Source organism: Klebsiella sp. 28, assembly GCF_018223905.1.
Lineage (GTDB): Bacteria > Pseudomonadota > Gammaproteobacteria > Enterobacterales > Enterobacteriaceae > Klebsiella > Klebsiella pneumoniae.
Map to the genome: position 1 here is coordinate 51,896 of NZ_JAGRQY010000029.1, position 25,316 is coordinate 77,211.

29 protein-coding genes are annotated in these 25,316 nt (G+C 57.2%); 13 read left to right on the plus strand and 16 right to left on the minus strand.

Going from position 1 to position 25,316, the window contains the following annotated elements; translation table 11 throughout:
- The first annotated feature begins 3 nt into the window (after positions 1 to 3).
- On the plus strand, positions 4 to 2,013 hold the full coding sequence (locus KHQ28_RS05580) for a beta-galactosidase (RefSeq protein ID WP_004210661.1): 2,010 nt from the start codon (positions 4 to 6) through the stop codon (positions 2,011 to 2,013).
- A gap of 30 nt (positions 2,014 to 2,043) precedes the next feature.
- Positions 2,044 to 2,916 carry an arabinose operon transcriptional regulator AraC gene (araC, locus tag KHQ28_RS05585; RefSeq protein ID WP_004178353.1) on the plus strand — a complete coding sequence of 291 codons (873 nt, stop codon included), beginning with the start codon at positions 2,044 to 2,046 and terminating at the stop codon, positions 2,914 to 2,916.
- A 61-nt stretch (positions 2,917 to 2,977) separates the two neighbouring features.
- On the opposite strand, the gene KHQ28_RS05590 is transcribed toward araC, so the two are convergent.
- Positions 2,978 to 3,184, minus strand: coding sequence for a DUF1107 domain-containing protein (locus KHQ28_RS05590; RefSeq protein ID WP_002886707.1), 207 nt, complete (start codon positions 3,182 to 3,184; stop codon positions 2,978 to 2,980).
- Between the two features lie 323 nt (positions 3,185 to 3,507).
- Between KHQ28_RS05590 and KHQ28_RS05595 the strand changes: the two genes are divergently transcribed.
- On the plus strand, positions 3,508 to 4,065 hold the full coding sequence (locus KHQ28_RS05595) for a YtfJ family protein (protein ID WP_002886706.1): 558 nt from the start codon (positions 3,508 to 3,510) through the stop codon (positions 4,063 to 4,065).
- Here KHQ28_RS05595 and cysQ read toward each other — a convergent pair.
- On the minus strand, positions 4,055 to 4,798 hold the full coding sequence (gene cysQ / locus KHQ28_RS05600; protein ID WP_002886705.1) for a 3'(2'),5'-bisphosphate nucleotidase CysQ: 744 nt from the start codon (positions 4,796 to 4,798) through the stop codon (positions 4,055 to 4,057). The genes KHQ28_RS05595 and cysQ overlap by 11 nt on opposite strands.
- A gap of 191 nt (positions 4,799 to 4,989) precedes the next feature.
- On the opposite strand from cysQ, the gene cpdB reads away from it, so the two are divergent.
- On the plus strand, positions 4,990 to 6,933 hold the full coding sequence (gene cpdB, locus KHQ28_RS05605; RefSeq protein ID WP_004222096.1) for a 2',3'-cyclic-nucleotide 2'-phosphodiesterase: 1,944 nt from the start codon (positions 4,990 to 4,992) through the stop codon (positions 6,931 to 6,933).
- Between the two features lie 54 nt (positions 6,934 to 6,987).
- Here the strand turns inward: cpdB and KHQ28_RS05610 are convergent, their stop codons facing one another.
- The gene (locus KHQ28_RS05610; protein ID WP_004152015.1) at positions 6,988 to 7,359 is read right to left on the minus strand and encodes a helix-turn-helix domain-containing protein; all 372 of its coding nucleotides are present in this window, start codon (positions 7,357 to 7,359) and stop codon (positions 6,988 to 6,990) included.
- 89 nt (positions 7,360 to 7,448) lie between these two features.
- Between KHQ28_RS05610 and KHQ28_RS05615 the strand changes: the two genes are divergently transcribed.
- The 4 genes from KHQ28_RS05615 (at position 7,449) to ytfE (ending at position 10,991) form a co-directional block, all read left to right on the plus strand.
- A complete protein-coding gene (locus KHQ28_RS05615; protein WP_004222093.1) occupies positions 7,449 to 8,297 on the plus strand; it encodes an SDR family oxidoreductase in 849 nt (282 codons plus the stop codon).
- 77 nt (positions 8,298 to 8,374) lie between these two features.
- Complete coding sequence (locus tag KHQ28_RS05620; protein ID WP_032418157.1) at positions 8,375 to 9,199, plus strand: AraC family transcriptional regulator; 825 nt, start codon at positions 8,375 to 8,377, stop codon at positions 9,197 to 9,199.
- A gap of 75 nt (positions 9,200 to 9,274) precedes the next feature.
- Positions 9,275 to 10,246: a DMT family transporter gene (locus tag KHQ28_RS05625; RefSeq protein ID WP_032418159.1), complete on the plus strand. Its 972-nt coding sequence runs from the start codon at positions 9,275 to 9,277 to the stop codon at positions 10,244 to 10,246.
- Between the two features lie 82 nt (positions 10,247 to 10,328).
- Entirely contained in the window at positions 10,329 to 10,991 is a 663-nt protein-coding gene (gene ytfE, locus KHQ28_RS05630) for an iron-sulfur cluster repair protein YtfE (protein WP_004210666.1), read from the plus strand.
- Positions 10,992 to 11,095: 104 nt separating this feature from the next.
- Here the strand turns inward: ytfE and cycA are convergent, their stop codons facing one another.
- Both cycA and fklB read right to left on the minus strand, forming a co-directional pair.
- Complete coding sequence (gene cycA / locus KHQ28_RS05635; RefSeq protein ID WP_002886688.1) at positions 11,096 to 12,499, minus strand: D-serine/D-alanine/glycine transporter; 1,404 nt, start codon at positions 12,497 to 12,499, stop codon at positions 11,096 to 11,098.
- A 304-nt stretch (positions 12,500 to 12,803) separates the two neighbouring features.
- Positions 12,804 to 13,424, minus strand: a complete 621-nt coding sequence (gene fklB, locus KHQ28_RS05640) for an FKBP-type peptidyl-prolyl cis-trans isomerase (RefSeq protein WP_002886687.1) — start codon at positions 13,422 to 13,424, stop codon at positions 12,804 to 12,806.
- A 218-nt stretch (positions 13,425 to 13,642) separates the two neighbouring features.
- On the opposite strand from fklB, the gene KHQ28_RS05645 reads away from it, so the two are divergent.
- The gene (locus KHQ28_RS05645) at positions 13,643 to 14,314 is read left to right on the plus strand and encodes a LysM-like peptidoglycan-binding domain-containing protein (protein WP_032412832.1); all 672 of its coding nucleotides are present in this window, start codon (positions 13,643 to 13,645) and stop codon (positions 14,312 to 14,314) included.
- A 108-nt stretch (positions 14,315 to 14,422) separates the two neighbouring features.
- Here the strand turns inward: KHQ28_RS05645 and rplI are convergent, their stop codons facing one another.
- The 4 genes from rplI to rpsF are packed head-to-tail and all read right to left on the minus strand — an operon-like array spanning position 14,423 to position 15,861.
- A complete protein-coding gene (gene rplI, locus KHQ28_RS05650; RefSeq protein WP_002886682.1) occupies positions 14,423 to 14,872 on the minus strand; it encodes a 50S ribosomal protein L9 in 450 nt (149 codons plus the stop codon).
- Between the two features lie 41 nt (positions 14,873 to 14,913).
- Positions 14,914 to 15,141, minus strand: a complete 228-nt coding sequence (rpsR, locus tag KHQ28_RS05655; protein WP_000135199.1) for a 30S ribosomal protein S18 — start codon at positions 15,139 to 15,141, stop codon at positions 14,914 to 14,916.
- Between the two features lie 4 nt (positions 15,142 to 15,145).
- Positions 15,146 to 15,460, minus strand: coding sequence for a primosomal replication protein N (gene priB / locus KHQ28_RS05660; protein ID WP_002885722.1), 315 nt, complete (start codon positions 15,458 to 15,460; stop codon positions 15,146 to 15,148).
- 5 nt (positions 15,461 to 15,465) lie between these two features.
- Positions 15,466 to 15,861: a 30S ribosomal protein S6 gene (gene rpsF / locus KHQ28_RS05665; protein WP_002885691.1), complete on the minus strand. Its 396-nt coding sequence runs from the start codon at positions 15,859 to 15,861 to the stop codon at positions 15,466 to 15,468.
- 340 nt (positions 15,862 to 16,201) lie between these two features.
- On the opposite strand from rpsF, the gene KHQ28_RS05670 reads away from it, so the two are divergent.
- Together KHQ28_RS05670 and KHQ28_RS05675 are read left to right on the plus strand one after the other, a co-directional pair.
- Positions 16,202 to 16,477, plus strand: a complete 276-nt coding sequence (locus KHQ28_RS05670) for a DUF1471 domain-containing protein (RefSeq protein WP_002885689.1) — start codon at positions 16,202 to 16,204, stop codon at positions 16,475 to 16,477.
- A 149-nt stretch (positions 16,478 to 16,626) separates the two neighbouring features.
- Complete coding sequence (locus KHQ28_RS05675; RefSeq protein ID WP_004177693.1) at positions 16,627 to 17,820, plus strand: MFS transporter; 1,194 nt, start codon at positions 16,627 to 16,629, stop codon at positions 17,818 to 17,820.
- Positions 17,821 to 17,883: 63 nt separating this feature from the next.
- Here KHQ28_RS05675 and KHQ28_RS05680 read toward each other — a convergent pair whose 3' ends face one another.
- From KHQ28_RS05680 to ulaA, 6 genes are read right to left on the minus strand one after another with little or no spacing between them, the layout of a single operon-like run.
- The gene (locus KHQ28_RS05680; RefSeq protein ID WP_002885687.1) at positions 17,884 to 18,570 is read right to left on the minus strand and encodes an L-ribulose-5-phosphate 4-epimerase; all 687 of its coding nucleotides are present in this window, start codon (positions 18,568 to 18,570) and stop codon (positions 17,884 to 17,886) included.
- Positions 18,570 to 19,424 (minus strand): L-ribulose-5-phosphate 3-epimerase, encoded by an 855-nt coding sequence (locus KHQ28_RS05685; RefSeq protein ID WP_004210671.1) that lies wholly within the window; start codon positions 19,422 to 19,424, stop codon positions 18,570 to 18,572. Before KHQ28_RS05685 ends, KHQ28_RS05680 begins: the two co-directional genes overlap by 1 nt.
- 9 nt (positions 19,425 to 19,433) lie before the next feature.
- Entirely contained in the window at positions 19,434 to 20,084 is a 651-nt protein-coding gene (gene ulaD / locus KHQ28_RS05690; RefSeq protein WP_002885684.1) for a 3-keto-L-gulonate-6-phosphate decarboxylase UlaD, read from the minus strand.
- A gap of 13 nt (positions 20,085 to 20,097) precedes the next feature.
- Positions 20,098 to 20,565 carry a PTS ascorbate transporter subunit IIA gene (gene ulaC / locus KHQ28_RS05695; RefSeq protein ID WP_002885683.1) on the minus strand — a complete coding sequence of 156 codons (468 nt, stop codon included), beginning with the start codon at positions 20,563 to 20,565 and terminating at the stop codon, positions 20,098 to 20,100.
- A 9-nt stretch (positions 20,566 to 20,574) separates the two neighbouring features.
- The gene (ulaB, locus tag KHQ28_RS05700; RefSeq protein ID WP_002885682.1) at positions 20,575 to 20,880 is read right to left on the minus strand and encodes a PTS ascorbate transporter subunit IIB; all 306 of its coding nucleotides are present in this window, start codon (positions 20,878 to 20,880) and stop codon (positions 20,575 to 20,577) included.
- A gap of 12 nt (positions 20,881 to 20,892) precedes the next feature.
- Positions 20,893 to 22,293 carry a PTS ascorbate transporter subunit IIC gene (ulaA, locus tag KHQ28_RS05705; protein WP_002885681.1) on the minus strand — a complete coding sequence of 467 codons (1,401 nt, stop codon included), beginning with the start codon at positions 22,291 to 22,293 and terminating at the stop codon, positions 20,893 to 20,895.
- 362 nt (positions 22,294 to 22,655) lie between these two features.
- Here ulaA and ulaG point away from each other — a divergent pair, with 362 nt between their 5' ends.
- Together ulaG and ulaR are read left to right on the plus strand one after the other, a co-directional pair.
- Positions 22,656 to 23,720, plus strand: a complete 1,065-nt coding sequence (ulaG, locus tag KHQ28_RS05710) for an L-ascorbate 6-phosphate lactonase (protein WP_008807182.1) — start codon at positions 22,656 to 22,658, stop codon at positions 23,718 to 23,720.
- A gap of 107 nt (positions 23,721 to 23,827) precedes the next feature.
- Positions 23,828 to 24,583 carry an HTH-type transcriptional regulator UlaR gene (ulaR, locus tag KHQ28_RS05715; protein ID WP_004186641.1) on the plus strand — a complete coding sequence of 252 codons (756 nt, stop codon included), beginning with the start codon at positions 23,828 to 23,830 and terminating at the stop codon, positions 24,581 to 24,583.
- On the opposite strand, the gene yjfP is transcribed toward ulaR, so the two are convergent.
- Positions 24,580 to 25,296, minus strand: a complete 717-nt coding sequence (gene yjfP, locus KHQ28_RS05720; protein ID WP_032418160.1) for an esterase — start codon at positions 25,294 to 25,296, stop codon at positions 24,580 to 24,582. The two genes, ulaR and yjfP, sit on opposite strands and share 4 nt — an antisense overlap.
- Positions 25,297 to 25,316 lie beyond the last annotated feature (20 nt).

Sequence of the window (25,316 nt, forward strand, 5' to 3'; positions counted from 1 at the left end):
TGTATGTCTCATTTATTTTATGGCGTGGCGTATTACGATGAATATATGCCGGAAGATCGGCTGGCTAAGGATATCGCCTTAATGCGCGAAACCGGCATTAACGTGGTGCGTATTGCCGAGTCCACCTGGAGTACGCTGGAGCCTGAAGAGGGCCAGTATAATTTCTACCATATCGACCGGGTGCTGGAGGCGATGCATGAGGCCGGCATTGCGGTCATCGTAGGGACGCCCACCTACGCGGTCCCGGCCTGGCTGGCGGCGAAACATCCCGATATTCTGGTCACCACCGTCGCGGGGCAGCAAAAATATGGTCCGCGGCAGATCATGGATATCGTCAACCCGACCTTTCGCCGCTATGCCGAAAAAATTATCCGCACGCTGATGGCCCATGTGCAACACCATCCGGCGATTATCGGCTGGCAACTGGATAACGAAACCAAGCATTACGACAATATTGGCCGCTATATGCAGGAGGGCTTCGTGCGCAGCCTGCAGGAGAAATATCCTGACCTCCGGCAGCTGAATCACGATTTCGGCCTGGATTACTGGAGCAACCGCATTGACCGCTGGCAGGATTTTCCGCCGGTGGAAAACACCATCAACGCCAGCCTCGCCTGCGCCTTCTCCCGCTATCAGCGTCAGCAGGTCACCGAGTATCTGGCCTGGCAGGCGGCCATCGTTCGGGAATACGCCCAGCCGCACCAGTTCGTCACCCACAACTTCGATTTCGAATGGCGCGGTTACTCTTACGGCGTGCAGCCGCGGGTCGACCATTTTGCGGCGGCGCAGGCGCTGGATATCGCCGGCGTCGATATCTATCACCCGAGTCAGGCACACCTGACCGGACGGGAAATCGCCTTTGGCGGCGCCATCACCCGCTCGCTTAAGCCGGGCCAGAACTACTTCGTGCTGGAAACCCAGGCTCAGGGCTTCGCCCAGTGGACCCCCTTCCCGGGCCAGCTACGCCTGCAGGCATTCAGCCATATCGCCTCCGGCGCCGCCATGGTCTCCTACTGGCACTGGCATTCGATTCATAACGCCTTTGAAACCTACTGGAAGGGGCTGCTCAGCCACGACTTCTCGCGCAACCCAACCTGGCAGGAAGCTACCACCATCGGCGCCGATTTCGCCCGCCTGTCCCCGCAGCTGGCGGAGCTGAAGGCCGAAAATGACGTCGCGTTGCTAATAAGTAATGAGGCGATGGACGCTCTCAATCACTTCCTTCCCGGCGACGCCAGGGGCAACATTTATAACGATATCTTCCGCCGCTTCCACGATGCGCTGTATGACCACAATATCAGCCTCGACATCATCCACGATGTGAACGAGGAAACCTCGCGCTACCGGGTGCTGATCGTTCCTGGTCTGTACGCCGCCGATGAGGGCCTGCTAACGCGGATTAACGACTATATCGCCCGGGGCGGCAGAGCGCTGATCGGCTTTAAATCAGGCTTTAGCGATGAAAACGTCAAGGTGCGCAGCAGCGCGCAGCCGGGGGTTTTGCGCCAGAGCTGCGGCGTCAGCTACAGCCAGTTCACCCTGCCGGAAGAGACGACGGTAAGCTCTTGCTGCGCAGAGATTGATTGCCGCAATGACAATCAGGCTGAGCTGTGGATGGAATTGCTGACGCCCGATGACGGGACCCGCACCCTGCTGCGCTATCAGCACCCGGCATGGGGCGAATACGCCGCCGCAACGGAGGCGGATTACGGTCAGGGTCGCGCCCTGTACGTTGGCTTTCTGCCGCAGAAGGGCCTGATTAGCCAGCTGTTTGATGTCCTGACGGCGGATCTCACGCTGAACTCGCGAACTTCCGCCTATCGCTATCCGTTAGTGGTTAAAAAGATGCGTAACCGCGCCGGAAATAATATCCACTTCCTGTTCAATTACTCCGGCGAGGCGATGGATGTTGTCAGCGAGACCCTGGGTACCGCGCTGCTGAGCGGGGAGACAGTATACGTCGGCCAGCCGTTGCGCCTCAGGGCCTGGGAATTTACTATCATCGAAAGCTAACGACGCGGCGGCGCTCAGGTGGAAGAGAGAATGGAACTGGATATCAATGAGCTACTCAATTTCTCGCCATTGATGAAGACCTTTACCTTCAATGCCTGGGTCGTCGCAGGCTTCACGCCGATTACCCGCGGCTCCACGCTGGACTACTACATTAATCGCCCGCAGGGGATGAAAGGTTACATCATTAATCTGACCCTGCGCGGCCAGGCGCGGGCGAAAGCGGGCGATGGCTTCCTGCTGTGCCGGGAAAACGATCTGTTGCTGTTTCCTCCCGGCGTGCCCCATCATTACGGCAGGGACGAACACAGCGAGTACTGGGACCATCTGTGGATCTACTTTATCCCCCGCCCCTACTGGATAGACTGGCTGAAGTGGGACCAAACCACCCACGGTATCGGCAAAACAACCATTAACGATCCCGACCAGCTCCAGCAACTGCGCGATCTGTTCTACGAAGTGATACGCCACCACTCTGCGTCCGTACCGCTGTCAGAAGCGCTGGCAATGAACGCGCTGGAGAGATTAATTCTCCGCTGTTTTCAACAGCAACCCATTAGCAACCGCCATGCCCACGACCCTCGGATTAACGCCATCTGCGACTATCTTAACGCCCACATTGCACAGGAGGTAAAAATCGAGACTCTGGCGGCGATGGTGTTTATCTCCCCTTCACGTCTGGCGCACCTTTTCAAAAATGAACTGGGGCAAACGGTCTATGCGTGGCGGGAAACGCAGCGCATCAACCGCGCCAGGTGGCTTATTCAGAGCACTTCGCTCCCACTTAACAAAATTGCTTTATCGGTGGGCTACAGCGATCCGGTCTATTTCACCCGCTTGTTTCGTAAACATAACGGCATCCCACCGGGCGAATATCGCAAACGCTATGCGGAAATGAAGGGCTAAAAACATCAACGGCTCCCATCGGGAGCCGTCTTTTACCTACTACGTACTGCTACGTGCCAGGCTATGCCATCTCAGTTTGCAGACGCAACACCTGACGATTGACTTCGGACATCACTGACAGATGCAGCTTGTCCTTGACCTTCGGGATAAGGATTTTGCCCTTATCAAATTCAAATGCGCCAACGTCCTTGATGTACAACCGTCCACGAAACAGGATCTTCACGTACTTCGCCACTTGCAGCGGATTGTAGCGTTGGAAAATTTTCATTCTTCTCTCCTGCCAGGGTTACGCTCTTGTGGTGCCACAGTTAGCCCACGTCTTGGGAGCGCAAATTTTAATGCCCTAAAACTATAGTCCAGAATCTCAGAGGGACCCAGTATGTATAAGTTTATTTACCCTTTGATGACAATAATTCAGAATTTTCGTTTCAGACATACGATGAAGTAAGTATAAGTCGCCGTTTTACGACTAATTTGTGCGTCAACACGCAAACTGGCATCCTCATTGCGGGTAATCACCGTCAATCGCACTTATGATTAAACGAGACCAAGTGGTCGGATCACCTGCATAAAAATGATTAAGGATTGCGCATGACCCTACGTAGCATACTGGCCGCCTCGTTACTGCTTCTCCCGCTGCTGGCCACAGCGCATAACTTCGTCGACGGCCAGCGCGTGGCGCCCGTTGGCGTCGCGGATCGGGGAGAGCTTATTCTGGATAAGGATAAGTTTAGCTATAAAAACTGGAATAGCGCCCAGCTGGCGGGAAAAGTGCGCGTGGTCCAGCACATCGCCGGACGCTCGTCAGCAAAAGAGAAGAATGCCAACCTGATCGAGGCGATTAAAGCGGCGGGCTTCCCGCACGATCGCTATCAGACCACCACCATTGTAAACACTGACGACGCCATCCCGGGCACCGGGATGTTTGTACGTAACAGCATTGAAAGTAATAAAAAGCTCTTCCCATGGTCGCAATTTATCGTCGACAGCAATGGCCTGGTGCGGAAAGCCTGGCAGCTGGACGAGAAGAGCTCAGCGATCGTGGTGCTGGATAAGAACGGGCGTGTGCAGTGGGCTAAAGACGGCGCCCTCACCCAACAAGAGGTGCAGCAGGTGATCGACCTGCTGCATAAATTGCTTAATAAATAGAGACCCGGAAGCCGGGGTTAAGGAAGGATTCACGCGGCGTGTAGTCGAGGGTTTTCCCCTGCCAGTCGTGAACATGCGCCCCGGCGGCCACCGCGACCGCATGGCCGGCGGCGGTGTCCCAGGTGCTGGTCGGCCCGAAGCGCGGATAGAGCTGGGCCTGACCTTCCGCCACCAGGCAGAATTTCAGCGACGAACCGATTGAGGTGGTCTGGTGTTCGCCAAGTTGCTCAAGATACTCCTGCAGCTCCGGATCGTTGCTATGGGAGCGGCTAATCACCACCAGCGGCGGACGGGCATCGCGGACCTGGATCTGCTTGCGTACGCCGCACTCTTCTTTCCAGGCTTTGCCATTTTGCGCGCTGTACATCACCTTCATCACCGGCGCATAGACAACGCCCAGCGTCGGCTTGCCGTTTTCAATCAGCGCGATATTGACGGTGAATTCGCCGTTACGCTTAATAAACTCTTTGGTGCCGTCCAGCGGGTCGACCAACCAGTAGCGCTGCCAGTGCTGGCGCACTTCCCAGGACGGCGGGTCCTCCTCGGAGAGGATCGGGGTATCCGGATCCAGCGCCTGCAGGCCGCTGACAATGACTTTATGCGCTGCGATATCCGCCGCCGTGACCGGAGAATCATCTTTCTTGCTGGCGACGTTGATCGGCTGGTTTCCATCGTAGACTTCCATGATGGCATCGCCCGCATTCCGTGCAAGCTGACATACTTGTTCTAACATTCTCCACCTCGTCTGGTTACAGTGGCGTTAACTCGTTGTTTTATTTATATCGCATCACCGCGAGTTCCGCTATCTGTGATAACGATGGCGGTTTCTCTGCCCGCTTTTCTGGCAAGATTCACATTTCTGTAAGCAACAGAATATAAATACATTTTCTTCTGTGCTATCGCTCATAAAAAAGGACGCCTCTGATGATTAAGTTTAGCGCAACGCTCCTGGCCACGCTGATCGCCGCCAGCGTCAACGCCGCGACGGTCGACCTGCGGATCATGGAAACCACCGATCTGCACAGCAATATGATGGACTTCGACTATTACAAAGATGCCGCCACGGAGAAATTCGGCCTGGTGCGTACCGCCAGCCTGATCGAACAGGCGCGGGCAGAAGTTAAAAACAGCGTGCTGGTGGATAACGGGGATGTGATCCAGGGGAGCCCGTTAGGCGACTATATGGCGGCAAAAGGGCTCAAAGAGGGCGATGTACATCCGGTGTATAAGGCGATGAACACCCTGAATTACGCCGTCGGCAATCTGGGCAACCATGAGTTCAATTACGGTCTCGACTTCCTGCACAAGGCGCTGGCCGGGGCGAAGTTCCCCTACGTGAACGCCAATATCATCGATGCCAAAACCGGAAAACCGATGTTTACGCCGTACCTGATCCAGGATACCCGGGTCGTGGACAGCGACGGTCAAATCCACACCCTGCGCATCGGCTATATCGGCTTTGTGCCGCCGCAGATCATGACCTGGGATAAAGCCAATCTTAACGGCAAAGTGACGGTCAATGACATTACCGAAACCGCGCGCAAATATATCCCGGAGATGCGGGCGAAAGGGGCTGATGTGGTTGTAGTGGTCGCTCACTCCGGCCTCTCCGCCGACCCGTATCAGGCGATGGCCGAGAATTCGGTTTACTACTTAAGCCAGGTGCCCGGCGTGGACGCCATTATGTTCGGCCATGCCCACGCGGTGTTCCCGGGTAAAGACTTCGCCAACATCAAAGGCGCGGATATCGCCAAAGGGACGCTGAACGGCGTACCGGCGGTGATGCCGGGAATGTGGGGCGATCATCTCGGGGTGGTCGATCTGGTGCTAAATAACGACAGCGGTAAATGGCAGGTAACTCAGAGTAAAGCGGAAGCGCGGCCAATCTATGACGCGGTGGCGAAGAAATCACTGGCGGCCGAAGATGGCAAGCTGGTGGCGGTGCTGAAAGCCGATCATGACGCCACTCGCGAATTCGTCAGCAAGCCGATCGGCAAGTCCGCCGACAACATGTACAGCTATCTGGCGCTGGTGCAGGACGACCCGACGGTGCAGGTGGTCAACATGGCGCAGAAAGCCTACGTCGAACACTATATTCAGGGCGACCCGGATCTGGCGAAGCTGCCGGTGCTCTCCGCCGCCGCGCCGTTTAAAGTCGGCGGGCGTAAAAACGATCCGGCGAGCTTTGTCGAAGTGGAGAAAGGCCAGCTCACCTTCCGCAATGCCGCCGACCTCTATCTCTACCCCAACACCCTGGTGGTGATGAAGGTCAGCGGGAAAGAGGTTAAGGAGTGGCTGGAATGCTCTGCCGGACAGTTTAACCAGATCGATCCCGCCAGCAGCAAGCCGCAGTCGCTGATCAACTGGGACGGCTTCCGCACCTACAACTTCGACGTCATTGACGGGGTGAACTACCAGATCGACGTCACTCAGCCGGCCCGCTACGACGGCGAATGTCAGATGATCCATCCGCAGGCAGAGCGTATTAAGCACCTGACCTTCAATGGAAAACCGGTTGATCCGCAGGCTACTTTCCTGGTCGCGACCAATAACTATCGCGCTTACGGCGGCAAATTCGCCGGCACCGGTGAGAGCCATATCGCCTTCGCCTCACCGGATGAAAACCGTTCGGTGCTGGCGGCGTGGATTGGCGCGCAATCGAAGAAGGAAGGCGCGATCCATCCGGCGGCGGATAACAACTGGCGTCTGGCGCCGATCCACAGCAACACGCCGTTGGATATTCGTTTTGAGACCTCGCCTGGCGACAAAGCCGCGGCGTTTATCAAAGAGAAAGCGCAGTATCCAATGCGCCAGGTGGCCACCGATGATATCGGCTTCGCCATTTATCAGCTGGATTTGAGCAAGTAATGCCTGTTCCCCGGCGGCGCTGCGCTTACCGGGGCTACAGGGAGTGATACATTTTCACTCCCCGTGGTTAGCCAGCACCGAGGGCAGATTAACCTCGATCCAGTCCGCCAGGGCGGCCACCTTCTCGCTCACCTGCAGGCCGAGCGGCGTCAGGCTATATTCAACGTGCGGGGGCACCACCGGATAAGAGACGCGGTCGATAAAACCATCCTGCTCCAGCGCCTGCAGCGACTGCGCCAGCATCTTTTCGCTGACCCCGCCCATCTTACGGCGCAGATCGCTGAAACGGTGGGTTCCCTCGCGCAGCGCCACCAGAATCAACACGCCCCAGCGGCTGGTGACATGTTTAAGCACATCGCGCGACGGGCACTGTTCCGCAAACAAATTGCCGGTGCGCAGTTTCTCGCTCAGCGTCGGTTCGGCCATTTCACACTTACCTTTTTGTATGTACTTACTAAAAGTTAGTTAAGGTGGTAGCTTACCACAACTGCCAATAAACACGAAGGAGAAGACCCATGATCGCTCTTACCGGTGCCACCGGCCAGCTTGGCCACTACGTTCTGCAAGACCTGCTTAACACCGTCCCTGCCAGCCAGATTGTGGCGATTGTCCGCAACCCGGCCAAAGCCCAGGCGCTCAGCCAGCAGGGCGCGGTTGTCCGCCAGGCCGACTACAGCGACGAAGCGGCGCTGACCGCCGCGCTGCAGGGCGTGGATAAACTGCTGTTAATCTCCTCCAGCGAAGTCGGCCAGCGTGCTGTACAGCACCGCAACGTCATTAACGCCGCCAAAGCCGCCGGAGTGAAATTCATCGCGTATACCAGCCTGCTGCATGCCGACACTTCGCCGCTGGGTCTGGCCGCAGAGCATATCGAAACCGAGCAGATGCTGGCCGACTCTGGTATCGCTTACGCCCTGCTGCGTAACGGCTGGTATACCGAAAACTATCTGGCCAGCGCGCCGCCGGCGCTGGAGCATGGCGTGTTTATCGGCGCCGCCGGCGAGGGTAAAATCGCCTCCGCCACCCGCGCGGATTATGCCACCGCTGCCGCCCGCGTTATCACCAGTGAGGGTCATGAAGGCAAAATTTACGAACTGGCGGGTGATAACGCCTGGACGCTGAGCGACCTGGCTGCCGAGCTGAGCAAGCAAAGCGGGAAAAACGTGGTCTACCAGAACCTCAGCGAAGCCGATTTCGCCGCCGCGCTGAAAAGCGTCGGCCTGCCGGCCGGGCTTGCCGATATGCTGGCGGATTCCGATGTCGGCGCGTCGAAAGGCGGACTGTTTGACGACAGCCGCACCCTGAGTACGCTGATCGGCCGCCCGACCACCTCCCTTGCTGAAAGCGTGAAAGGCATTCTGTAACCGCCCCTCTCAGCTTTTGCGGTTGCGTCCCGGCGGTTCCTCTCCCATATTGAAGGGATAACCGTCGGGAGGCAGGCATGCAGGGCGTACCACTCCAATTTAGTGATGAAAAAGACCGCGCGCGCTTTCGCCATCTCGAACAGCTGCCCGGGGTGGAGCTTTACCACGCCCATATATCCCGCTACGCCTTTGAACCCCATACCCACGAAGCCTTCGGCATCGGCGTGATTGAGCAAGGCGCGGAGCGCTTTCGCTACCGCGGCAGTCAGCATATTGCCGCCGCAAACTCCATTGTCACCATGAATCCCGACGAGCTGCACACCGGCGAAGCGGAAACCGCCGACGGCTGGCGCTACCGGATGATTTATCTGGAGCCGGACCGTCTTGAAGCCATCACCGGGGTGCGAGACTGGTGGTTCAGCGAGGTGGTCCGCGAGGATCCCCTGCGTTCCCGACAGATTGGTCAACTGATTTATGGCCTGTGGCATAGCGACGATCCGCTGGCCCAGCAGGGAATGCTGCTCGACCTCGTCGACGCCTTCCGCCCTCTGGCCCACTATGCCTCTGCGCAAGGTGAGGCCGGACATCGCTTTGACCGCGTGCGCGATTACCTGCACGATAACTATATGCGTCCCATCACCCTCGACGAGCTGGCGCAGGTGGCGGCGCTGAGCCCGTACCACTTTCAGCGCCAGTTTAAAGCCCACTATCACGTGACGCCCCACCAGATGCTGATGGCTATCCGTCTGTGGCGTGCCAAGGCGTTTCTCACCCACGGAATGCCCGCCGCCGAAGTAGCGATTGCCGTCGGCCTCACCGACCAGTCCCACCTGACCCGCGCCTTCACCCAGCGTTACGGCATTACGCCGGTGCGCTATCAGAAGCAGGTCGCCAGGCGCTAATGCGCAATCTCATACAATATTCCTGCCCGACCCCCTTCTACACTGCAGACAACGGTAATGACAACGGATGCAATGATGATTAGTGGTGTGTTATACGCCCTGCTGGCGGGGCTGATGTGGGGTTTAATTTTCGTCGGGCCTTTGCTGGTGTCAGAGTATCCGGCGATGCTGCAGTCGATGGGACGCTATCTGGCGCTGGGCCTGATCGCTCTGCCGCTGGCGTGGCTCGGGCGCGCGCGACTGCGCCAGTTGAGCCGGCACGACTGGTGGACCGCGCTGGGCCTGACAATGATGGGGAACCTTATCTATTACGTCTGCCTGGCCAGCGCCATACAGCGCACCGGGGCGCCGGTTTCCACCATGATTATCGGCACGCTGCCGGTGGTACTGCCGGTGTTCGCCAATCTGCTCTACAGCCAGCGCGACGGGAAGCTGCCGTGGCGGCGCCTGTTTCCGGCGCTGATCTGCATCGCTGTGGGCCTGATCTGCGTTAACGTCGCGGAGCTGCGTCAGGGGCTGCCGAATTTTAGCCCGTGGCGCTACGGCTCCGGCATTGCGCTGGCGCTGGGATCGGTGGTCTGCTGGGCCTGGTATGCTCTGCGCAACGCCCGCTGGCTGCGGGAGAACCCGCATCAACCGCCAATGATGTGGGCTACCGCTCAGGCGCTGGTGACGCTTCCGGTTTCGCTGGCCGGCTATCTCGCCGCCTGCGCCTGGCTGCACGGTCAGCAGGCCGGGTTTCCCCTGCCCTTCGGCCCGCGTCCGGCGGTGTTTATTACGCTGATGCTGGCCATCGCGGTGCTCTGCTCATGGGTCGGCGCGCTATGCTGGAATATTGCCAGCCAGCGGCTGCCGACGGTGATCCTCGGCCCGCTTATCGTCTTCGAAACCCTGGCCGGACTGCTGTATACCTTCCTGCTGCGGCAAAGCTTACCGCCGCTGCTGACCCTGAGCGGCATCCTGCTGCTGGTGCTCGGCGTGGTCTCTGCCGTACGCGCCAGACCGGAAAAACCGATGCTGCAGCCGCTGGCGGACGAAAAAAAGTAGCCTCGCCTCCTTAAGGGGTATTCCCTCGCCAAAAAGATGCATTTAAAATACATCTTATATTCCTGATGACGAGGTAACTGCTATGGCTTTCCGTGACCAACCTTTAGGCGAGCTGGCGCTGACCATCCCGCGCGCCTCCGCCCTGTTCCGTCAATACGATATGGATTACTGCTGCGGCGGCAAACAGACCCTGGCGCGCGCCGCATCGCGCAAAGCGCTGGATGTCGCGGTGATTGAAGCCGAGCTGGCGAAACTGGCCGAGCAGCCTCTCTCCCGCGACTGGCGCACGGCGCCCCTCGCGGAGATTATCGACCATATCATCGTTCGCTATCACGACCGGCACCGTGAACAGCTGCCGGAGCTGATCCTGCAGGCCACCAAGGTTGAACGCGTCCATGCCGATAAACCGAACGTGCCGAAAGGACTGACTAAGTACCTGACCATGCTGCATCAGGAGCTTTCCAGCCACATGATGAAAGAGGAACAGATCCTGTTCCCGATGATCAAACAGGGAATGGGCGCCCAGGCCGGGGGGCCGATCAGCGTGATGGAAAGCGAGCATGATGAAGCGGGTGAACTGCTGGAAGTCATTAAGCACATCACCCACAACGTGACGCCGCCGCCGGAAGCCTGTACCACCTGGAAGGCGATGTATAACGGTATCAACGAGATGATCGACGATCTGATGGAACACATCAGCCTGGAAAATAATGTGCTGTTCCCGCGCGCCCTCGGCGGAAAGTAAAGAAAAAGGCGCCCGCGGGCGCCCTCGACATTGTCCGTCTTATTTGGCCACTCCGGGTGGCCTTTTTTATGACGGGCCGTTGCAAGCAACGTTAAAATTTTCGTTTATTTCGCCAGCCGTTTTTTGCCGGCAAACAGCCAGCCCGCGCCCAGCAGCACAAACCACAGCGGGGTGACCATCAGCGCTTCACGGGTATCGTCTTCCAGGGTCAACAGCACCAGCACAAAGACGAAGAAGGCCATGCACACCCAGCACATGACTTTACCCAGCGGCATCTTGTAGCTTGACTTCTCATGCAGCTGAGGGCGGTTTTTGCGATACGCCAGGTAAGAGCAAAGGATGATGGTCCAGACGAACATAAACAGGATCGCCGACACCGTGGTGATCATGGTGAAGGCGGCAATCACGCTCGGGTTGACCATCAGCATCACCACCCCGCCCAGCAGACACATGCAGGAGAAGGTTAAGCCCTTCGCCGGCACCGCACGCTTCGACAGCTTGGCGAACATCTTCGGCGCCTGACCATCCTGCGCCAGACCGAACAGCATACGGCTGGTAGAGAACACGCCGCTGTTGGCCGAGGAGGCCGCGGAGGTCAGCACCACGAAGTTGATCAGGCTCGCCGCCGCCGGCAGACCAACCAGCACGAACAGCTCAACGAACGGGCTCTTGCTCGGCACCACGGAGCTCCACGGCGTCACCGACATAATCACAATCAGCGCGAAGACGTAGAACATAATGATACGCAGCGGGATGGAGTTAATCGCTCGCGGCAGGGACTTTTCCGGGTCTTTGGTTTCGGCGGCGGTGGTACCCACCAGCTCAATCCCCACGAAGGCAAACACCGCAATCTGGAAGCCGGCGAAGAAGCCGCTCAGCCCTTTCGGGAACCAGCCGCCGTCATTCCACAGGTGGGCGAAAGAGGCTTCGACCCCGGTCGGCGATTTGAAATGCATCATCACCATTACCAGGCCGACCACGATCAGCGCCACGATGGCGACAATTTTGATCATCGCGAACCAGAACTCCATTTCGCCAAACATCTTGACGGTGGCCAGGTTCAGGCCCAGCAGCAGCAGGATCACCGCCAGCGAGGCGACCCAGTCGGAGAGTCCGGGAAACCAGAATTGCGCGTAGGCGGTGATGGCGACAACGTCCGCCATCCCGGTCACTACCCAGCAGAACCAGTAGGTCCAGCCGGTAAAGTAGCCCGCCCACGGCCCCAGCAGATCGGCCGCGAAGTCGCTAAAGGATTTATATTCGAGGTTCGACAGCAGTAATTCGCCCATGGCACGCATCACGAAAAACAGCATAAAACCGATAATCATATAAACAAAGATAATGGATGGTCCGGCAAGGCTGATGGTTTTGCCAGAACCCATAAATAACCCGGTGCCGATCGCTCCGCCAATCGCGATCAGCTGAATATGTCGGTTTGTGAGATTTCGCCGTAGCGATTGTTCAGTCGGCTCCTGCTCGACAGCAGCGACTTTAACCTGATCTACCATGTGATTTCTTCCTGTTGTACCTGTCTGTGTTGTTCAGGCTCTGATGGCCCGTCGTCTGTCATTAACCCCAGCAAGGGCTAGTCGATATTAGGTAAGAATCGGAGGGATGAATACTATGATTTAGATATAATGTTAATTTTATGTTTAAAGTGAGTGTTATATCACTCATCTAACGCGAAATAGCTCACAAAAATACACCCATACGTGATGAATGCAAAACATAATTCCAATTAATTTTTAACTTAAGGATTTTACGCTATTTTTATGGCTTCCCCTGCCGCGGGGAAGAGGAAGCCGCTGCTGTTTAGATAATGTCCAGCAGTTCAACTTCGAAGATCAGGGTGCTGAACGGAGGAATCGATGCGCCAGCGCCGCGCTCACCGTAGGCGAGGTTGTGCGGAATCGTCAGTTCCCATTTGGAACCTACCGGCATCAGAGTCAGCGCTTCAATCCAGCCGCCGATCACGCCGGTCACCGGGAATTCAGCCGGTTCACCGCGAGCAACGGAGCTGTCGAAGACGGTGCCGTCGATCAGTTTGCCAGTGTAGTGCACGCGAACGCGGTCAGTACGCGCCGGGATCGGGCCTTCGCCCTGGGTCAGTACGCGGAACTGCAGACCAGACTCGGTGCTGTTCACACCCTCTTTCTCGCGGTTTTCATCAAGGTATTTTTGGCCGTCAGCGGCCATGGCCTGAAAACGCTCGCGACGCACAGCGTCAGCACGCTCGTGGATTTCACGCAGCGCGCGGTGAACGGCTTCCACCGGCACCTGCGGCTGGTTACCTTCCAGCGCATCGGCGATACCCGCCACCAGCGCTTCCGGCAGCAGCCCCTGCAGGCCGGATTCGCTCAGCTGTTGTCCAACCTGCAAGCCGATACCGTAACTTGCCTGCGCTTCGATAGTGTCAAAAGTTGGGGTTGCCATCGTTGTTCCTTTTTGGGTGATAAACATCAAGATAAAAGCGTGCGAAAGCATAACAGCCATAGCGAAATGGGTAAAACTTTGTCGGCGGATGATGACAAATCTCAGCGAAAAAGAAACAATAGGCGGCAGCAGGTTAACTTTACTTTGTTCCGGTCATCAGGACGTTAGCCATCTATACTCATAGGCAGGATAAAAATATGCGGAGCAGGAGGAAAGCCATGCCCGGGCGCGTTGAACTGACATCTATTCTGGCGAAAATCTGGCACGCTCCGGATGATTTTCGCCTCCTGGACCCGCTGCCCCCGATGCACCGCCGGGGTATCATCGCAGGCTTCCTGTTGGTCATTATCGGTATCCTTCTTCCTTCCGACGATAGCCAAAGCCCGGCGACAAACAGCCGCGAAGCGAACCTGAATCTTCAGTCGCAGTCCCAGCCGCAAGCTGGCGGCAATCAGGCCGTTCCGCTCCCGCCGATCACCAATACGCCGACCGTGAGCGATGCCGATCAGATGGCGCCGGTCGCCCCGGAGCCGATTCAGGACGAGCAGCCAGATCAGGCGCAGACGCAGCAGCCTGCTTCCCAACCGTATCAATCCTCGCAGCAGCAGTCCGCACCGGGCATTGAGCAGCAGTGGCGGACCTATCGCATCGAGTCAGGCAAAACCCTGGCGCAGCTGTTCCGCGATCATGGGCTGCCGGCCACTGACGTCTACGCCATGGCGCAGGTTGAAGGCGCTGGCAAGCCGCTAAGTACTTTGCAGAGCGGACAGACGGTGCAGATTCGGCAGAACGCCAACGGCGTGGTCACCGGGCTCACTATCGATACCGGCAACGGCCAGCAGGTGCTGTTTACCCGCCAGTCGAACGGCAGCTTTGTGCGTGCGCGATAGCAGAGAAGACGACAGCAAGCGTTACGCCGCCGCAAAATGAAAGGCGCTAAAAAGCAAAACGCCGGCACAAGGCCGGCGGTTTGTTGTTACCAGAACGTCAGAGGCCGATTACTCAGCAACCACGTTGATGATAACTTTAGCGAATACTTCGCTGTGAACCTGGAAGTTCACTTCGTGCTCGCCAACGTTACGCAGAACGCCGTTCGGCAGGCGAACTTCGCTCTTAGCAACTTTAACGCCTGCTGCAGTAACAGCGTCAGCGATGTCGCGAGTACCGATGGAACCGAACAGTTTACCTTCGTCGCCAGCTTTAGACGCGATGGTTACGGATTCCAGGGCGTTGATCTGCTCAGCACGAGCTTCAGCTGCTGCCAGAACGTCAGCCAGTTTGGCTTCCAGTTCAGCACGACGTGCTTCGAAGAATTCAACGTTTTTCTTGGTAGCAGGAACAGCTTTACCCTGCGGGACCAGGAAGTTACGAGCGTAGCCCGCTTTAACGTTAACCTGATCACCCAGGCTACCCAGGTTTGCTACTTTATCAAGCAGAATAACTTGCATTACCTTATCCTCTCAAAGTCGTATTAATGGACCGTGACCGATTACTGATGACGATCAGTGTACGGCAGCAGGGACAGGTAGCGAGCGCGTTTGATAGCGCGAGCCAGCTGACGCTGGTATTTTGCACGGGTACCGGTGATACGGCTCGGGACAATCTTACCGCTTTCGGTGATGTAGTTTTTCAGCGTAGCGATATCTTTATAGTCGATCTCTTGAACGCCTTCCGCGGTGAAACGGCAGAACTTGCGACGACGGAAATAACGTGCCATATGGCTAGTCTCCAGAATCTATCAATTCAATCTGCTCGGCATGCAGAACCATTTTGCTCAAGCCGTTCTTTGCCTTATGGCAAGAGATGAACCCTCGAACGGTTACTGCGCTACCGACCGTTATACTGTGAGTAATGGCCTGGTTTTCGTGACCGCTAATAATAACGGGCATTTGACACCATGCCTGCCGGTGAAAACCGGCTTCCTCCTGCACTGAACGATGCTCAAGCACGAACTGGCAGTGAGGAATTCCTGACGGGCTGACCTTACGAAGTGGAGTCCTGCAAATAATGCCGGACAGCTCCAGACGGTTGGTCATCAGGATTACTCTTCAGAATCCCCAGCTTCAGAATCATCTGCGGTTTCGTTGGCGAAATCTTCGCGACGCTCACGGCGCTCGTCTTTCGCTTTAACCATCGGAGATGCTTCGGTAACAGCGTGCTTAGTACGCATTACCATGCTGCGGATAACGGCGTCGTTGAAGCGGAAGTTAGTTTCCAGCTCATCGATCGCTTCCTGCGGCGCTTCAACGTTCATCAGAACGTAGTGAGCTTTGTGCAGTTTGTTGATCGGATAAGCCAGCTGACGGCGGCCCCAGTCTTCCAGACGGTGGATCGTACCTGCTGCTGCAGTAATTGCACCAGTGTAACGTTCGATCATGCCCGGAACCTGTTCGCTCTGGTCAGGATGGACCATAAAAACGATTTCGTAATGACGCATCGAATTGCTCCTTACGGATTATTCAGCCTCCTGTCTGGGTCAGCCGCGGCCCATGGAGGCAAGGAACGTGTTAAAGGGCGGCTGAAAAATTGACGCGTCATTCTAATGGCGGCCCCTCAGGAACACAAGCGCATTTGCACAAATAATTCGCACTAAGCGCCAAGCTGGGCTAAGTGGGTGATTTAAAATTAACCAATAAAGGAAGCGGCATTTTTTTGAACAACTGCATCAGAAAAGGTCGCCATGCGATGAACGCGCAGCGATTACACTTATATCAAAGCCTAACGACCACAGGAGAGCCCCGAGTCAGCGTCAGGACTGTCAGTCAGGAGCGTAGTATATGAAACTGAAAATCATCGCCATGATGGCTGCGCTTTTCTTCAGCGCCAACGCGCTGGCAGCTATCCAAATCACCGAACGTCAGGCCCGCAACATGGACGACGTGCAGAGCCTCGGCGTTATCTATATCAATCACAATATGGCCACTGAGCACGAGGCCGAACAGGCCCTTAGCCAGATGAGCGATGCGCAGGGGGCGAAATACTTTCAGCCTATCCTGATGCACGAACCCGAAACCAACGGCCCCCTTCGCGCCAGCGCGGTGATATACCGCTAACGCCCGCCCGATTCTTCGCCTCTCCTCGCGAGGGGCGAAGCGAGGTCTGCGCCTAAACGCAATTGAGAATTATTTTACAAACCGACTTACCAGCGTCATCGCAACCTGATTTAATCAGCCACTCGCCATTTGATAATCAGGAGTGATTGATGGTTCCGCGTTTCGCCACCTTAGGCCGTATCCCCAAAGGCGTTTGGGTACTCGGCGGCGTCAGCCTGCTGATGGATGTCTCCTCCGAGATGATCCATAGCCTCTTACCGCTGTTTATGGCCACTACCCTCGGCGCCAGCGTGATAATTATCGGTCTTATCGAGGGACTGGCGGAAGCCACCGCCCTGATCCTGAAGGTCTTCTCCGGCGCAATCAGCGACTATGTCGGCAAGCGTAAAGGACTGGCGCTGCTGGGCTACGGCCTGGGCGCGCTCAGTAAGCCGCTGTTTGCCATCGCCCCTACCGCCGGGGTGGTGTTTAGCGCCCGCATGATTGACCGCGTAGGCAAAGGTATTCGCGGCGCGCCGCGCGATGCGCTGGTCGCCGACGTCACCCCGCCGGAGATCCGCGGCGCCGCCTACGGACTACGCCAGGCGCTGGATACCGTCGGCGCCTTTCTCGGCCCGCTGCTGGCGGTGCTGCTGATGTTTATCTGGGCCAACGATTTTCACGCTATTTTCTGGGTGGCGGTCATTCCCGCCGTGCTCTCCATTCTCCTGCTCGGATTCGGCCTACAGGAGCCAAAATCCGCCATCGCGCACAAACGCAGCAATCCGCTGAAGCGCGAAAACCTGAAAAAGCTCTCCGCCGCCTACTGGTGGGTGGTCGCGATCGGCAGCATTTTCACTCTCGCCCGCTTCAGCGAAGCCTTTCTGGTGCTGCGCGCCCAGCAGATGGAGATCCCGCTCTATACCATCCCGCTGGTGATGGTGGCGATGAACCTGGTCTACAGCCTCACGGCTTACCCGTTCGGTAAACTCTCAGACAGCATGAGCCACAGCAAACTGCTGCAGTGGGGGCTGCTGGTGCTGATCCTCGCCGATATCGTGCTGGCGCTCAGCGGCCACTGGAGCACGCTGCTGATCGGCGTCGCGCTGTGGGGGATTCATATGGGAATGACCCAGGGCCTGCTGGCGGCGATGGTCGCCCATACGGCGCCACCGGAGCTACGCGGCACGGCGTTCGGTATGTTTAATCTGATGAGTGGCCTGGCTCTGCTGCTGGCCAGCACCGGCGCGGGGGTACTGTGGGAAACCTTCGGCGCCGCCTCGACGTTTTACGCTGGGGCGATAATTTGCGTGGTCACGCTCATCGGCATGCGCGTGATGCCGTCGGCCTATCGTCAGGATTAAAAACGGCTCCGGGGCCAGACCAGTTGCTTCACCGTGAGGGGTGAAAGCCCCGGAGCGCGCTATCTACTTTTGCCCATAGTAGGCGTTTGGCCCATGCTTACGCTGAAAATGCTTATTCATCAGCCAGCTATCGATGGGCTGCAACTGCGGATTAATGCCGCGGGCAATCCACGCCATGCGCGCCACCTCTTCCATCACCACCGCGTTGTGTACCGCCTCGTGGGCGTCTTTGCCCCAGGCAAATGGCCCGTGCTGATAGACGACGATCCCCGGCGTATGCAGCGGATTGGCCTCACCCAGCGTTTCGATAATCACCTGCCCGGTGTTCAGCTCGTAGGCCTCGTCCACCTCCTGTGCGCTAAGCGCCCGGGTGCAGGGAATATCGCCGAAGAAGTAGTCCGCATGGGTGGTGCCGAGCGCCGGGATCGCCAGCCCCGCCTGCGCCCAGGCGGTGGCGTGCGTCGAATGGGTATGCACCACCCCGCCAAGGTCGGGATAACGGCGATAGAGCGCCAGATGGGTGGCGGTATCAGAGGAGGGACGCCAGCGCCCTTCCACCACGTGCCCCTGCAGATCAACCACCGACATGTCATCGACGGTCATTGACTCGTAGGCGATGCCGCTGGGCTTAATCACCACCAGCCCACGCTGCCGATCAATGGCGCTAACGTTACCCCAGGTAAAGGTCACCAGGCCGTAGCGCGGCAGATCCATATTGGCCTCGAACACCTGCTGTTTCAGCTGTTGCATTATGCCGCCTCCATCAGGCCCGCGCGGGCCATCCGCGCCTTCACCCAGTCACGCGCCTTCGCCACCTCCGCCAGCGGGTCAGCGCTGGTTTCGCTCCACATCTCAATCAGGTACGGGCCGCAGTAGCCGGTCTGCTTGAGCGTTTCGAAGCAGCGTTCAAAATCGACCACCCCTTCGCCGAACGGCACGTTTTTAAAGACGCCGGGCTTCGTGTCTTTGACGTGTACCGCCACGATATGCCCGCTCCCCGCCTTCAGCTCCATCTGGACGTCGTTATCCCACGCCGACAGATTGCCGATATCCGGGTAAAGCTGGAACCACGGATTATTCAGGTAATGGGCATAGCCCAGCGCTTTACTGATCGAGTTCATCAGCGGGTAGTCCATGATCTCCATCGCCAGGGTTACCTGGGCTCGGCTGGCCATCTCGACGCTCTGTTTCAGGCCGTCACGAAAGCGGCGGCGCGTCTCATCGTTCGCCTGCTGGTAATAGACGTCGTAGCCTGCCAGCTGGATCACCCGAATCCCCACATCCTGCGCCAGCTGAATAGCTTTACGCATAATTTCCAGCCCCTGATGCCGCACCGCGTCGTCTTCACTACCCAGCGGAAAACGGCGATGGGCGCTAAGGCACATCGACGGCACCCGGACGCCGGTTTCAGCCACCGCCTTGACCAGCGCCAGACGCTGCTCCGGGCTCCAGTCCAGCCGCGCAAGGCGGGCGTCCGTTTCATCGAGAGACATCTCAACGAAATCAAAGCCCAGCGCTTTTGCAAGCTTTAGCCGCTCCAGCCAGCACTCCCCGGCGGGGAGCGCTTTTTCATAGATGCCGAGCGGAATGGATTTCGCCAACATAGTCGCTCCTTAACCCCACAGCTGGGCGATAGAGCGTTTAAACTGGCGCGCCGCTTCCACCGGCGAGGCGGCATCGCGGATGCTGCGTCCGGCAATAAAGACGTGAACAGGGATCCCGGCAAACAGCGGCAGGTCTTCCAGCGCCAGCCCGCCGGTGACGGTCACTTTGAAGCCCATATCAGACAGACGCTTAATCGCGCTGATATCCGCCTCACTCCACGCCACGCCTGCCGCCTGCGCGTCGCGGCTGCGGTGATAGACCACCTGCTGAATACCCGCCTCGCGCCACGCCTGCGCCTGCTCCCAGGTCCAGAAGCCGGTCAGCTCAATTTGCACATCGCCGTTGAACTCTTTGGCGACATCCAGCGCCCCTTTGGCGGTGTTGATATCGGCGCAGCAGATCACCGTGACCCAGTCGGCGTTGGCTTCGAAGCACATCCGCGACAGGATCTTGCCGGCATCGGCAATTTTGGCGTCCGCCAGCACGATTTTATGCGGATATAGCGCTTTCAGATCGCGCACCGCGCGTACACCTTCACCGACGCAGAGGATAGTGCCGACTTCAATGATATCTACCTCTTCGGCGATCAGACGGGTTGTTTCATAAGCGCTGGCCAGCGTTTGGTTGTCCAGGGCGACCTGTAACATAGGTAATGACATGATAGTGTTCCTTTTAAACAGCCGCCGCGGTGGCGTTTTTGATTAAATCCAGCACTTCCTGCTCGCTGCGGCAGGCGCGTAAACGGTCGAAATTGGCTTCGTCATCAAACAGGTTAACGATCTGCATGATGCCCACTTCCTGGTGGGTGGTGGCGTCAACCGCCGCCATGGTGATCAGGATGTCGACCGGGTCGTTATCTTCGTGGTTGAAAATCAGCGGTTTCTTTAGCGTGACCAGCGCAAAGCCGGTTTTTTTGACGCCCTCTTCCGGCCGCCCGTGCGGCATGGCTAATCCCGGAGCGATCACAAAATAGGGGCCGTGCTGCGCGACGCCGTCGAGAATTGCCTGGTAGTAGCGCGGTTCCACCACATCGGCGGCCACCAGCAGATCGACGCCGATTTTCACCGCCTCCTGCCAGGTTTCCGCTTCCGCCTGCAGGCGAATGGAGTGATTCTGCGCCAGTGATTCATGGAGTTTCATGGCCGCTCCTTATTTCACGTCCTGCGGGAAATGAGCTTTAATCACCTCCAGCAGCTTTGGCCCGAAATCCGCGGGGGAAAGCATATTACGCACCCCCACCACGTGTTTATTGCCGGAGACGGTAATCTCCCCCGCGATATGGGTTGAAGCGATGATGATATCCGCGCCGTTTAGTTCGCTTTTGTATTCACCCACCGCGCAGCTGTTCACCGTGTGGTCGATATTGGATTGCGTCAGGAACTGATCCACTTTCATTTTCATGATCATGGAACTGCCTTGCCCGTTACCACACACAGCCAGAATACGTACGGTCATAATCAGAACTCCTTATTGGGCAGAGGCCTCTGCCAGTTGTTTTTCCGCGTCTTCTTCGGCGCGCAGCGCGCGGCCAGCGAAGAACATATAAGCGAGAGCAATCAGGATGATGACGGCCATAAACGCCAGCCCGATGGAGGCGAAGCCCTGCATCATCGGCGGCGCCAGAATCGACCAGTCCGCCATTCCCATCCAGGCGCTCATACCGGTGAGCTTCACCGCCCACACGCAACCGAAAATTTCAACCATGCCCATCACCAGGCAGATTTTGAGCGCCGCGCGCCAGCCGCCGAAGTGGTTGGCAAAGACACCAATCGTCGCGTTGGAGAAGAACATCGGGATAAAGCCCGGAATAATCAGAATTGAAGAGCCAATGCCAACCAGAATGCCGACGGCAATCAGCTGGCCGATGGTGCCCCACATAAAGCCCCACACCACCGCATTCGGCGCAAAGCTATAGATCGCGGCGCAGTCAATCGCCAGCACCGCGCCGGGGATCAGGCGTTGCGAGATACCGTTGAAGGCTTCGGACAGTTCGGCGACGAACATCCGCACGCCCTGGGTAATGATGAAAATGGCCACCGCGAAGGAGAAACCGGTCTGCAGGATATAGACCGTCCAGTGGGTTTTCCCCGCCATCGCCTGCACGACGTCAATACCAAAGGAAAGCAGGATCGCGCCAAAGAAAATGGTCATGACAATCGCGGTGGAAACGATGTTGTCGTGGAAGATATTGAGCCAGCCTGGCAGCTTGAGGTCTTCCACACTCTCCTCTTTTTTCCCCAGATACGGCGCCACTTTGTAGGCAATCCACGAGGCAAACTGCTGCTGGTGACCGATGGAGAAGCCGCAGCCGTCGGTGACCAGCTGAGTCGGCTTGAACATCATGTTGGAGGTGATACCCCAGTACAGGGAGACCAGCACGGCGGTACAGATGATGGTCGTCCACATTCCGTAACCAAAGATAAAGAACGAGACGGCGATCAGCCCCGCCTGCTGAAACATGATATGGCCAGTCAGCATGATGGTGCGGATGCCGGTTATCCGGCGCAGCAGGACGTAACAGATGTTGAGCGCCAGCGCCAGCAGCACCGCATAGCCCACCCAGCTATAGGCCTCGCCCATCCGGTCGATGGTCGCCATCATCGAGGCATAGGTGTCAGAGATCGCGCCGTTGATGCCGTACACCTCTGACATTTTCGCCACCACCGGTTTAAAAGTGCTGGTGAGGATGCCGGAGCCGGCCTGTAACAGCATGAAGCCGATAATGGTTTTGATCGTGCCTTTAATAATCACGCTGACGCTTTTGCGCAGCAGGATATAGCCCAGACAGGTGACGATACCCAGCAGCAGCGGGGCATTGGTCATCACCTGATTAAAGAAAACGGTAAAGATGTTGTAGAGGATTGCCATAACACACTCCCGATGGTGAAGGCGCTGAACGCGCCTTACGCTCAGCATTTCTCGCTGCCCACTCTAATAATCAAAAATAATCACAACAAGATTGAATTTGATTAAATGTGACGCGCGCCGCAATAATCCTCTATTTCATTGTGACTATTGCCGATCAGTAGCGCCGAAACATAATTAAACATTTTAAAATCATATAGATAAAACAAAGCACAACCTTTATGGATGCTGGACCCCCTGAGAGATGATGCGCATCTCTTCGTAAAATTGATGGAAAACAAGATTGCAATCTTGAAAATCCAGTGACAACATAAATCAAAACCAATCAAAATTTGATTACTATTGAAAATACGAGGAAGAGCACGATGAGTAAAGTACAGACCATCACCCGTGAATCATGGATCCTGAACACCTTTCCGGAATGGGGCAGCTGGCTGAATGAAGAGATTGAGCAGGAGCAGGTTGCGCCCGGCACCTTCGCCATGTGGTGGCTCGGCTGTACCGGTATCTGGTTAAAATCCGAAGGCGGGGCTAACGTCTGCGTCGATTTCTGGTGCGGCACTGGCAAACAGAGCCACGGCAATCCGCTGATGAAAACCGGCCACCAGATGCAGCGGATGGCAGGCGTGAAAAAATTACAGCCTAACCTGCGCACCACGCCGTTCGTGCTGGATCCGTTCGCCATTCGCCAGATTGACGCGGTCCTCGCGACCCACGATCACAACGATCATATTGACGTCAACGTCGCCGCCGCCGTCATGCAGAACTGCCCGGCCGATGTGCCGTTTATCGGCCCGAAAACCTGCGTCGACCTGTGGATCGGTTGGGGCGTGCCGAAAGCGCGCTGTATCGTCATGAAACCTGGCGATGTCGTGAAGATCAAAGACATTGAGATCCATGCGCTCGATGCGTTCGATCGCACCGCGCTGATCACCCTCCCGGCGGACCAAAAAGCCGCTGGCGTACTGCCGGACGGCATGGACCAGCGCGCGGTCAACTACCTGTTTAAAACACCGGGCGGCAACCTGTACCACAGCGGCGATTCCCACTACTCCAACTACTACGCGAAGCATGGCAACGAGCATCAGATTGACGTCGCCCTCGGCTCGTATGGCGAGAACCCGCGCGGGATCACCGACAAAATGACCAGCGCCGATATCCTGCGCATGGCAGAGTCGCTCAACGCCAAAGTTGTGATCCCGTTCCACCATGATATCTGGTCAAACTTTCAGGCCGATCCGCAGGAGATCCGCGTTCTGTGGGAGATGAAAAAGGATCGTCTGAAGTACGGCTTCAAGCCGTTTATCTGGCAGGTCGGCGGCAAATTTACCTGGCCGCTGGATAAAGACAATTTCGAATATCACTACCCGCGCGGTTTCGACGATTGCTTCACCATTGAGCCGGATCTGCCTTTCAAATCCTTCCTGTAAGTCGCCGCCGGCAGGCCCTGCCTGCCGGAAATACCCCGCCGCAGGGTTAGTATTTTCACATGATTTCAAATATCATCTTTGCCGTTCACTTTTAATCGGATTCGCTCATGACGGAAGCGCAAAGGCACCAAATTCTGCTGGATCTGCTCGCCCAAACGGGGTTTGTTACCGTGGAGCAGGTGATGTCGCGGCTCGGGATCTCACCCGCTACCGCCCGACGTGATATCAACAAGCTGGATGAAAGCGGCAAACTGAAAAAGGTTCGTAATGGCGCGGAAGCCATTAGCGAACAGCGCCCCCGCTGGACGCCGATGAACATCCACCAGGCGCAAAATCTGGATGAAAAAGTGCGTATTGCACGCGCCGCTTCGCAACTGATCGCGCCGGGTGAGAGCATCGTCATTAACTGCGGCTCCACCGCCTTTCTGTTGGGTCGGGAACTGTGCGGCAAACCGGTGCAGATCATCACCAACTATCTGCCGCTGGCTAACTACCTGATCGACCAGGAGCATGACAGCGTGATTATCATGGGCGGCCAGTACAACCGCAGCCACGCCATCACCCTCAGCCCCCACGGTAGCGAGAACAGCCTCTATGCCGGACACTGGATGTTTACCAGCGGCAAAGGGCTCACCGCCGAAGGCCTCTACAAAACGGATATGTTGACCGCCATGGCCGAGCAAAAAATGCTTAACGTGGTCGGCAAACTGGCGGTGCTGGTCGACAGCAGCAAGATCGGCGAGCGCGCCGGGATGCTATTCAGCCAGTCCGGACAAATAGACGTGGTGATCACCGGCAAACAGGCCGATGCCGCGATCCTCAAACAGCTTGAGGATCAAGGCGTCAGCGTAATCCGCGTTTAAAGGTGCTGCTGAAAAAAGGCGACCGTGGTAGCCAGCGCCTCTGGCGTAATGCGATGGCGGACGCCTTTCTGCCAGACACAGGTCAGCCTGGCGGCAAGATCGCCTTGCCGCAGCGCCTGTTCTAGTCGAAAGGTTTCTTCCGGCGGCACCACGTCATCGGCATCGCCATGCCAGAGCAGCAGCGGTCGCCGGGCAAGGGACGCCAGCTGATGGCTGACATCCCATTCGCGGAGACTGTCAGCATCAAAGCCAGGCGAGGGAAACAGGGTTTGCGACAGGGAACGAAAATAGCCCGACCCCATCAGACAGGCGACGCTGTTCAGCTCGGGGTGATGCGTCATGATGCCCAACGCCGTCATTCCCCCCATCGAAGCGCCCGCCACCGCCAGCCGCTCCCCTTCCAGCCATCCTTCAGCGATTATCGCCTCGCGCAGCGCAGGAAACTCCCTGAAATTCTGCTGCAGAATCGGCCAGAAGCGCTGCATCCGCCCGGCCTCATCGCCCTGATAGCGCGCCCCATGCTCCGGCGCGTCCGGCATGATCACCCGGAATCCGACCTCGGCCAGCGCCACCGCAAAGTAGCTGTAGACCAGCTTCGACGAGGTAAAGCCATGATAAAAGACGATACAGGGCAAGGGCTTATCCAGACTCTCCTGCGGACAGGCATGTAAAATTTCACCACCGCCGAGGTTGCGCATTTCTAGTGCAATCATTTATCGTCTTCCTTCTCTAT

Excerpts from the sequence above, each read along its gene's own strand:
- araC (WP_004178353.1), top strand. The coding sequence starts at position 2,044 with ATGGAACTGGATATCAATGAGCTACTCAATTTCTCGCCATTGATGAAG.
- fklB (WP_002886687.1), bottom strand. The coding sequence starts at position 13,424 with ATGGCAACCCCAACTTTTGACACTATCGAAGCGCAGGCAAGTTACGGT.
- ulaC (WP_002885683.1), bottom strand. The coding sequence starts at position 20,565 with ATGAAACTCCATGAATCACTGGCGCAGAATCACTCCATTCGCCTGCAG.
- ulaB (WP_002885682.1), bottom strand. The coding sequence starts at position 20,880 with ATGACCGTACGTATTCTGGCTGTGTGTGGTAACGGGCAAGGCAGTTCC.
- ulaA (WP_002885681.1), bottom strand. The coding sequence starts at position 22,293 with ATGGCAATCCTCTACAACATCTTTACCGTTTTCTTTAATCAGGTGATG.
- KHQ28_RS05645 (WP_032412832.1), top strand. The coding sequence starts at position 13,643 with ATGCCCGGGCGCGTTGAACTGACATCTATTCTGGCGAAAATCTGGCAC.
- priB (WP_002885722.1), bottom strand. The coding sequence starts at position 15,460 with ATGACCAACCGTCTGGAGCTGTCCGGCATTATTTGCAGGACTCCACTT.
- ulaD (WP_002885684.1), bottom strand. The coding sequence starts at position 20,084 with ATGTCATTACCTATGTTACAGGTCGCCCTGGACAACCAAACGCTGGCC.
- KHQ28_RS05580 (WP_004210661.1), top strand. The coding sequence starts at position 4 with ATGTCTCATTTATTTTATGGCGTGGCGTATTACGATGAATATATGCCG.
- ytfE (WP_004210666.1), top strand. The coding sequence starts at position 10,329 with ATGGCTTTCCGTGACCAACCTTTAGGCGAGCTGGCGCTGACCATCCCG.
- rplI (WP_002886682.1), bottom strand. The coding sequence starts at position 14,872 with ATGCAAGTTATTCTGCTTGATAAAGTAGCAAACCTGGGTAGCCTGGGT.
- KHQ28_RS05670 (WP_002885689.1), top strand. The coding sequence starts at position 16,202 with ATGAAACTGAAAATCATCGCCATGATGGCTGCGCTTTTCTTCAGCGCC.
- cysQ (WP_002886705.1), bottom strand. The coding sequence starts at position 4,798 with ATGTTAGAACAAGTATGTCAGCTTGCACGGAATGCGGGCGATGCCATC.
- cycA (WP_002886688.1), bottom strand. The coding sequence starts at position 12,499 with ATGGTAGATCAGGTTAAAGTCGCTGCTGTCGAGCAGGAGCCGACTGAA.
- KHQ28_RS05685 (WP_004210671.1), bottom strand. The coding sequence starts at position 19,424 with ATGTTGGCGAAATCCATTCCGCTCGGCATCTATGAAAAAGCGCTCCCC.
- ulaG (WP_008807182.1), top strand. The coding sequence starts at position 22,656 with ATGAGTAAAGTACAGACCATCACCCGTGAATCATGGATCCTGAACACC.
- KHQ28_RS05615 (WP_004222093.1), top strand. The coding sequence starts at position 7,449 with ATGATCGCTCTTACCGGTGCCACCGGCCAGCTTGGCCACTACGTTCTG.
- KHQ28_RS05590 (WP_002886707.1), bottom strand. The coding sequence starts at position 3,184 with ATGAAAATTTTCCAACGCTACAATCCGCTGCAAGTGGCGAAGTACGTG.
- KHQ28_RS05675 (WP_004177693.1), top strand. The coding sequence starts at position 16,627 with ATGGTTCCGCGTTTCGCCACCTTAGGCCGTATCCCCAAAGGCGTTTGG.
- KHQ28_RS05610 (WP_004152015.1), bottom strand. The coding sequence starts at position 7,359 with ATGGCCGAACCGACGCTGAGCGAGAAACTGCGCACCGGCAATTTGTTT.
- ulaR (WP_004186641.1), top strand. The coding sequence starts at position 23,828 with ATGACGGAAGCGCAAAGGCACCAAATTCTGCTGGATCTGCTCGCCCAA.
- yjfP (WP_032418160.1), bottom strand. The coding sequence starts at position 25,296 with ATGATTGCACTAGAAATGCGCAACCTCGGCGGTGGTGAAATTTTACAT.
- KHQ28_RS05595 (WP_002886706.1), top strand. The coding sequence starts at position 3,508 with ATGACCCTACGTAGCATACTGGCCGCCTCGTTACTGCTTCTCCCGCTG.
- cpdB (WP_004222096.1), top strand. The coding sequence starts at position 4,990 with ATGATTAAGTTTAGCGCAACGCTCCTGGCCACGCTGATCGCCGCCAGC.
- KHQ28_RS05620 (WP_032418157.1), top strand. The coding sequence starts at position 8,375 with ATGCAGGGCGTACCACTCCAATTTAGTGATGAAAAAGACCGCGCGCGC.
- KHQ28_RS05625 (WP_032418159.1), top strand. The coding sequence starts at position 9,275 with ATGATTAGTGGTGTGTTATACGCCCTGCTGGCGGGGCTGATGTGGGGT.
- rpsR (WP_000135199.1), bottom strand. The coding sequence starts at position 15,141 with ATGGCACGTTATTTCCGTCGTCGCAAGTTCTGCCGTTTCACCGCGGAA.
- rpsF (WP_002885691.1), bottom strand. The coding sequence starts at position 15,861 with ATGCGTCATTACGAAATCGTTTTTATGGTCCATCCTGACCAGAGCGAA.
- KHQ28_RS05680 (WP_002885687.1), bottom strand. The coding sequence starts at position 18,570 with ATGCAACAGCTGAAACAGCAGGTGTTCGAGGCCAATATGGATCTGCCG.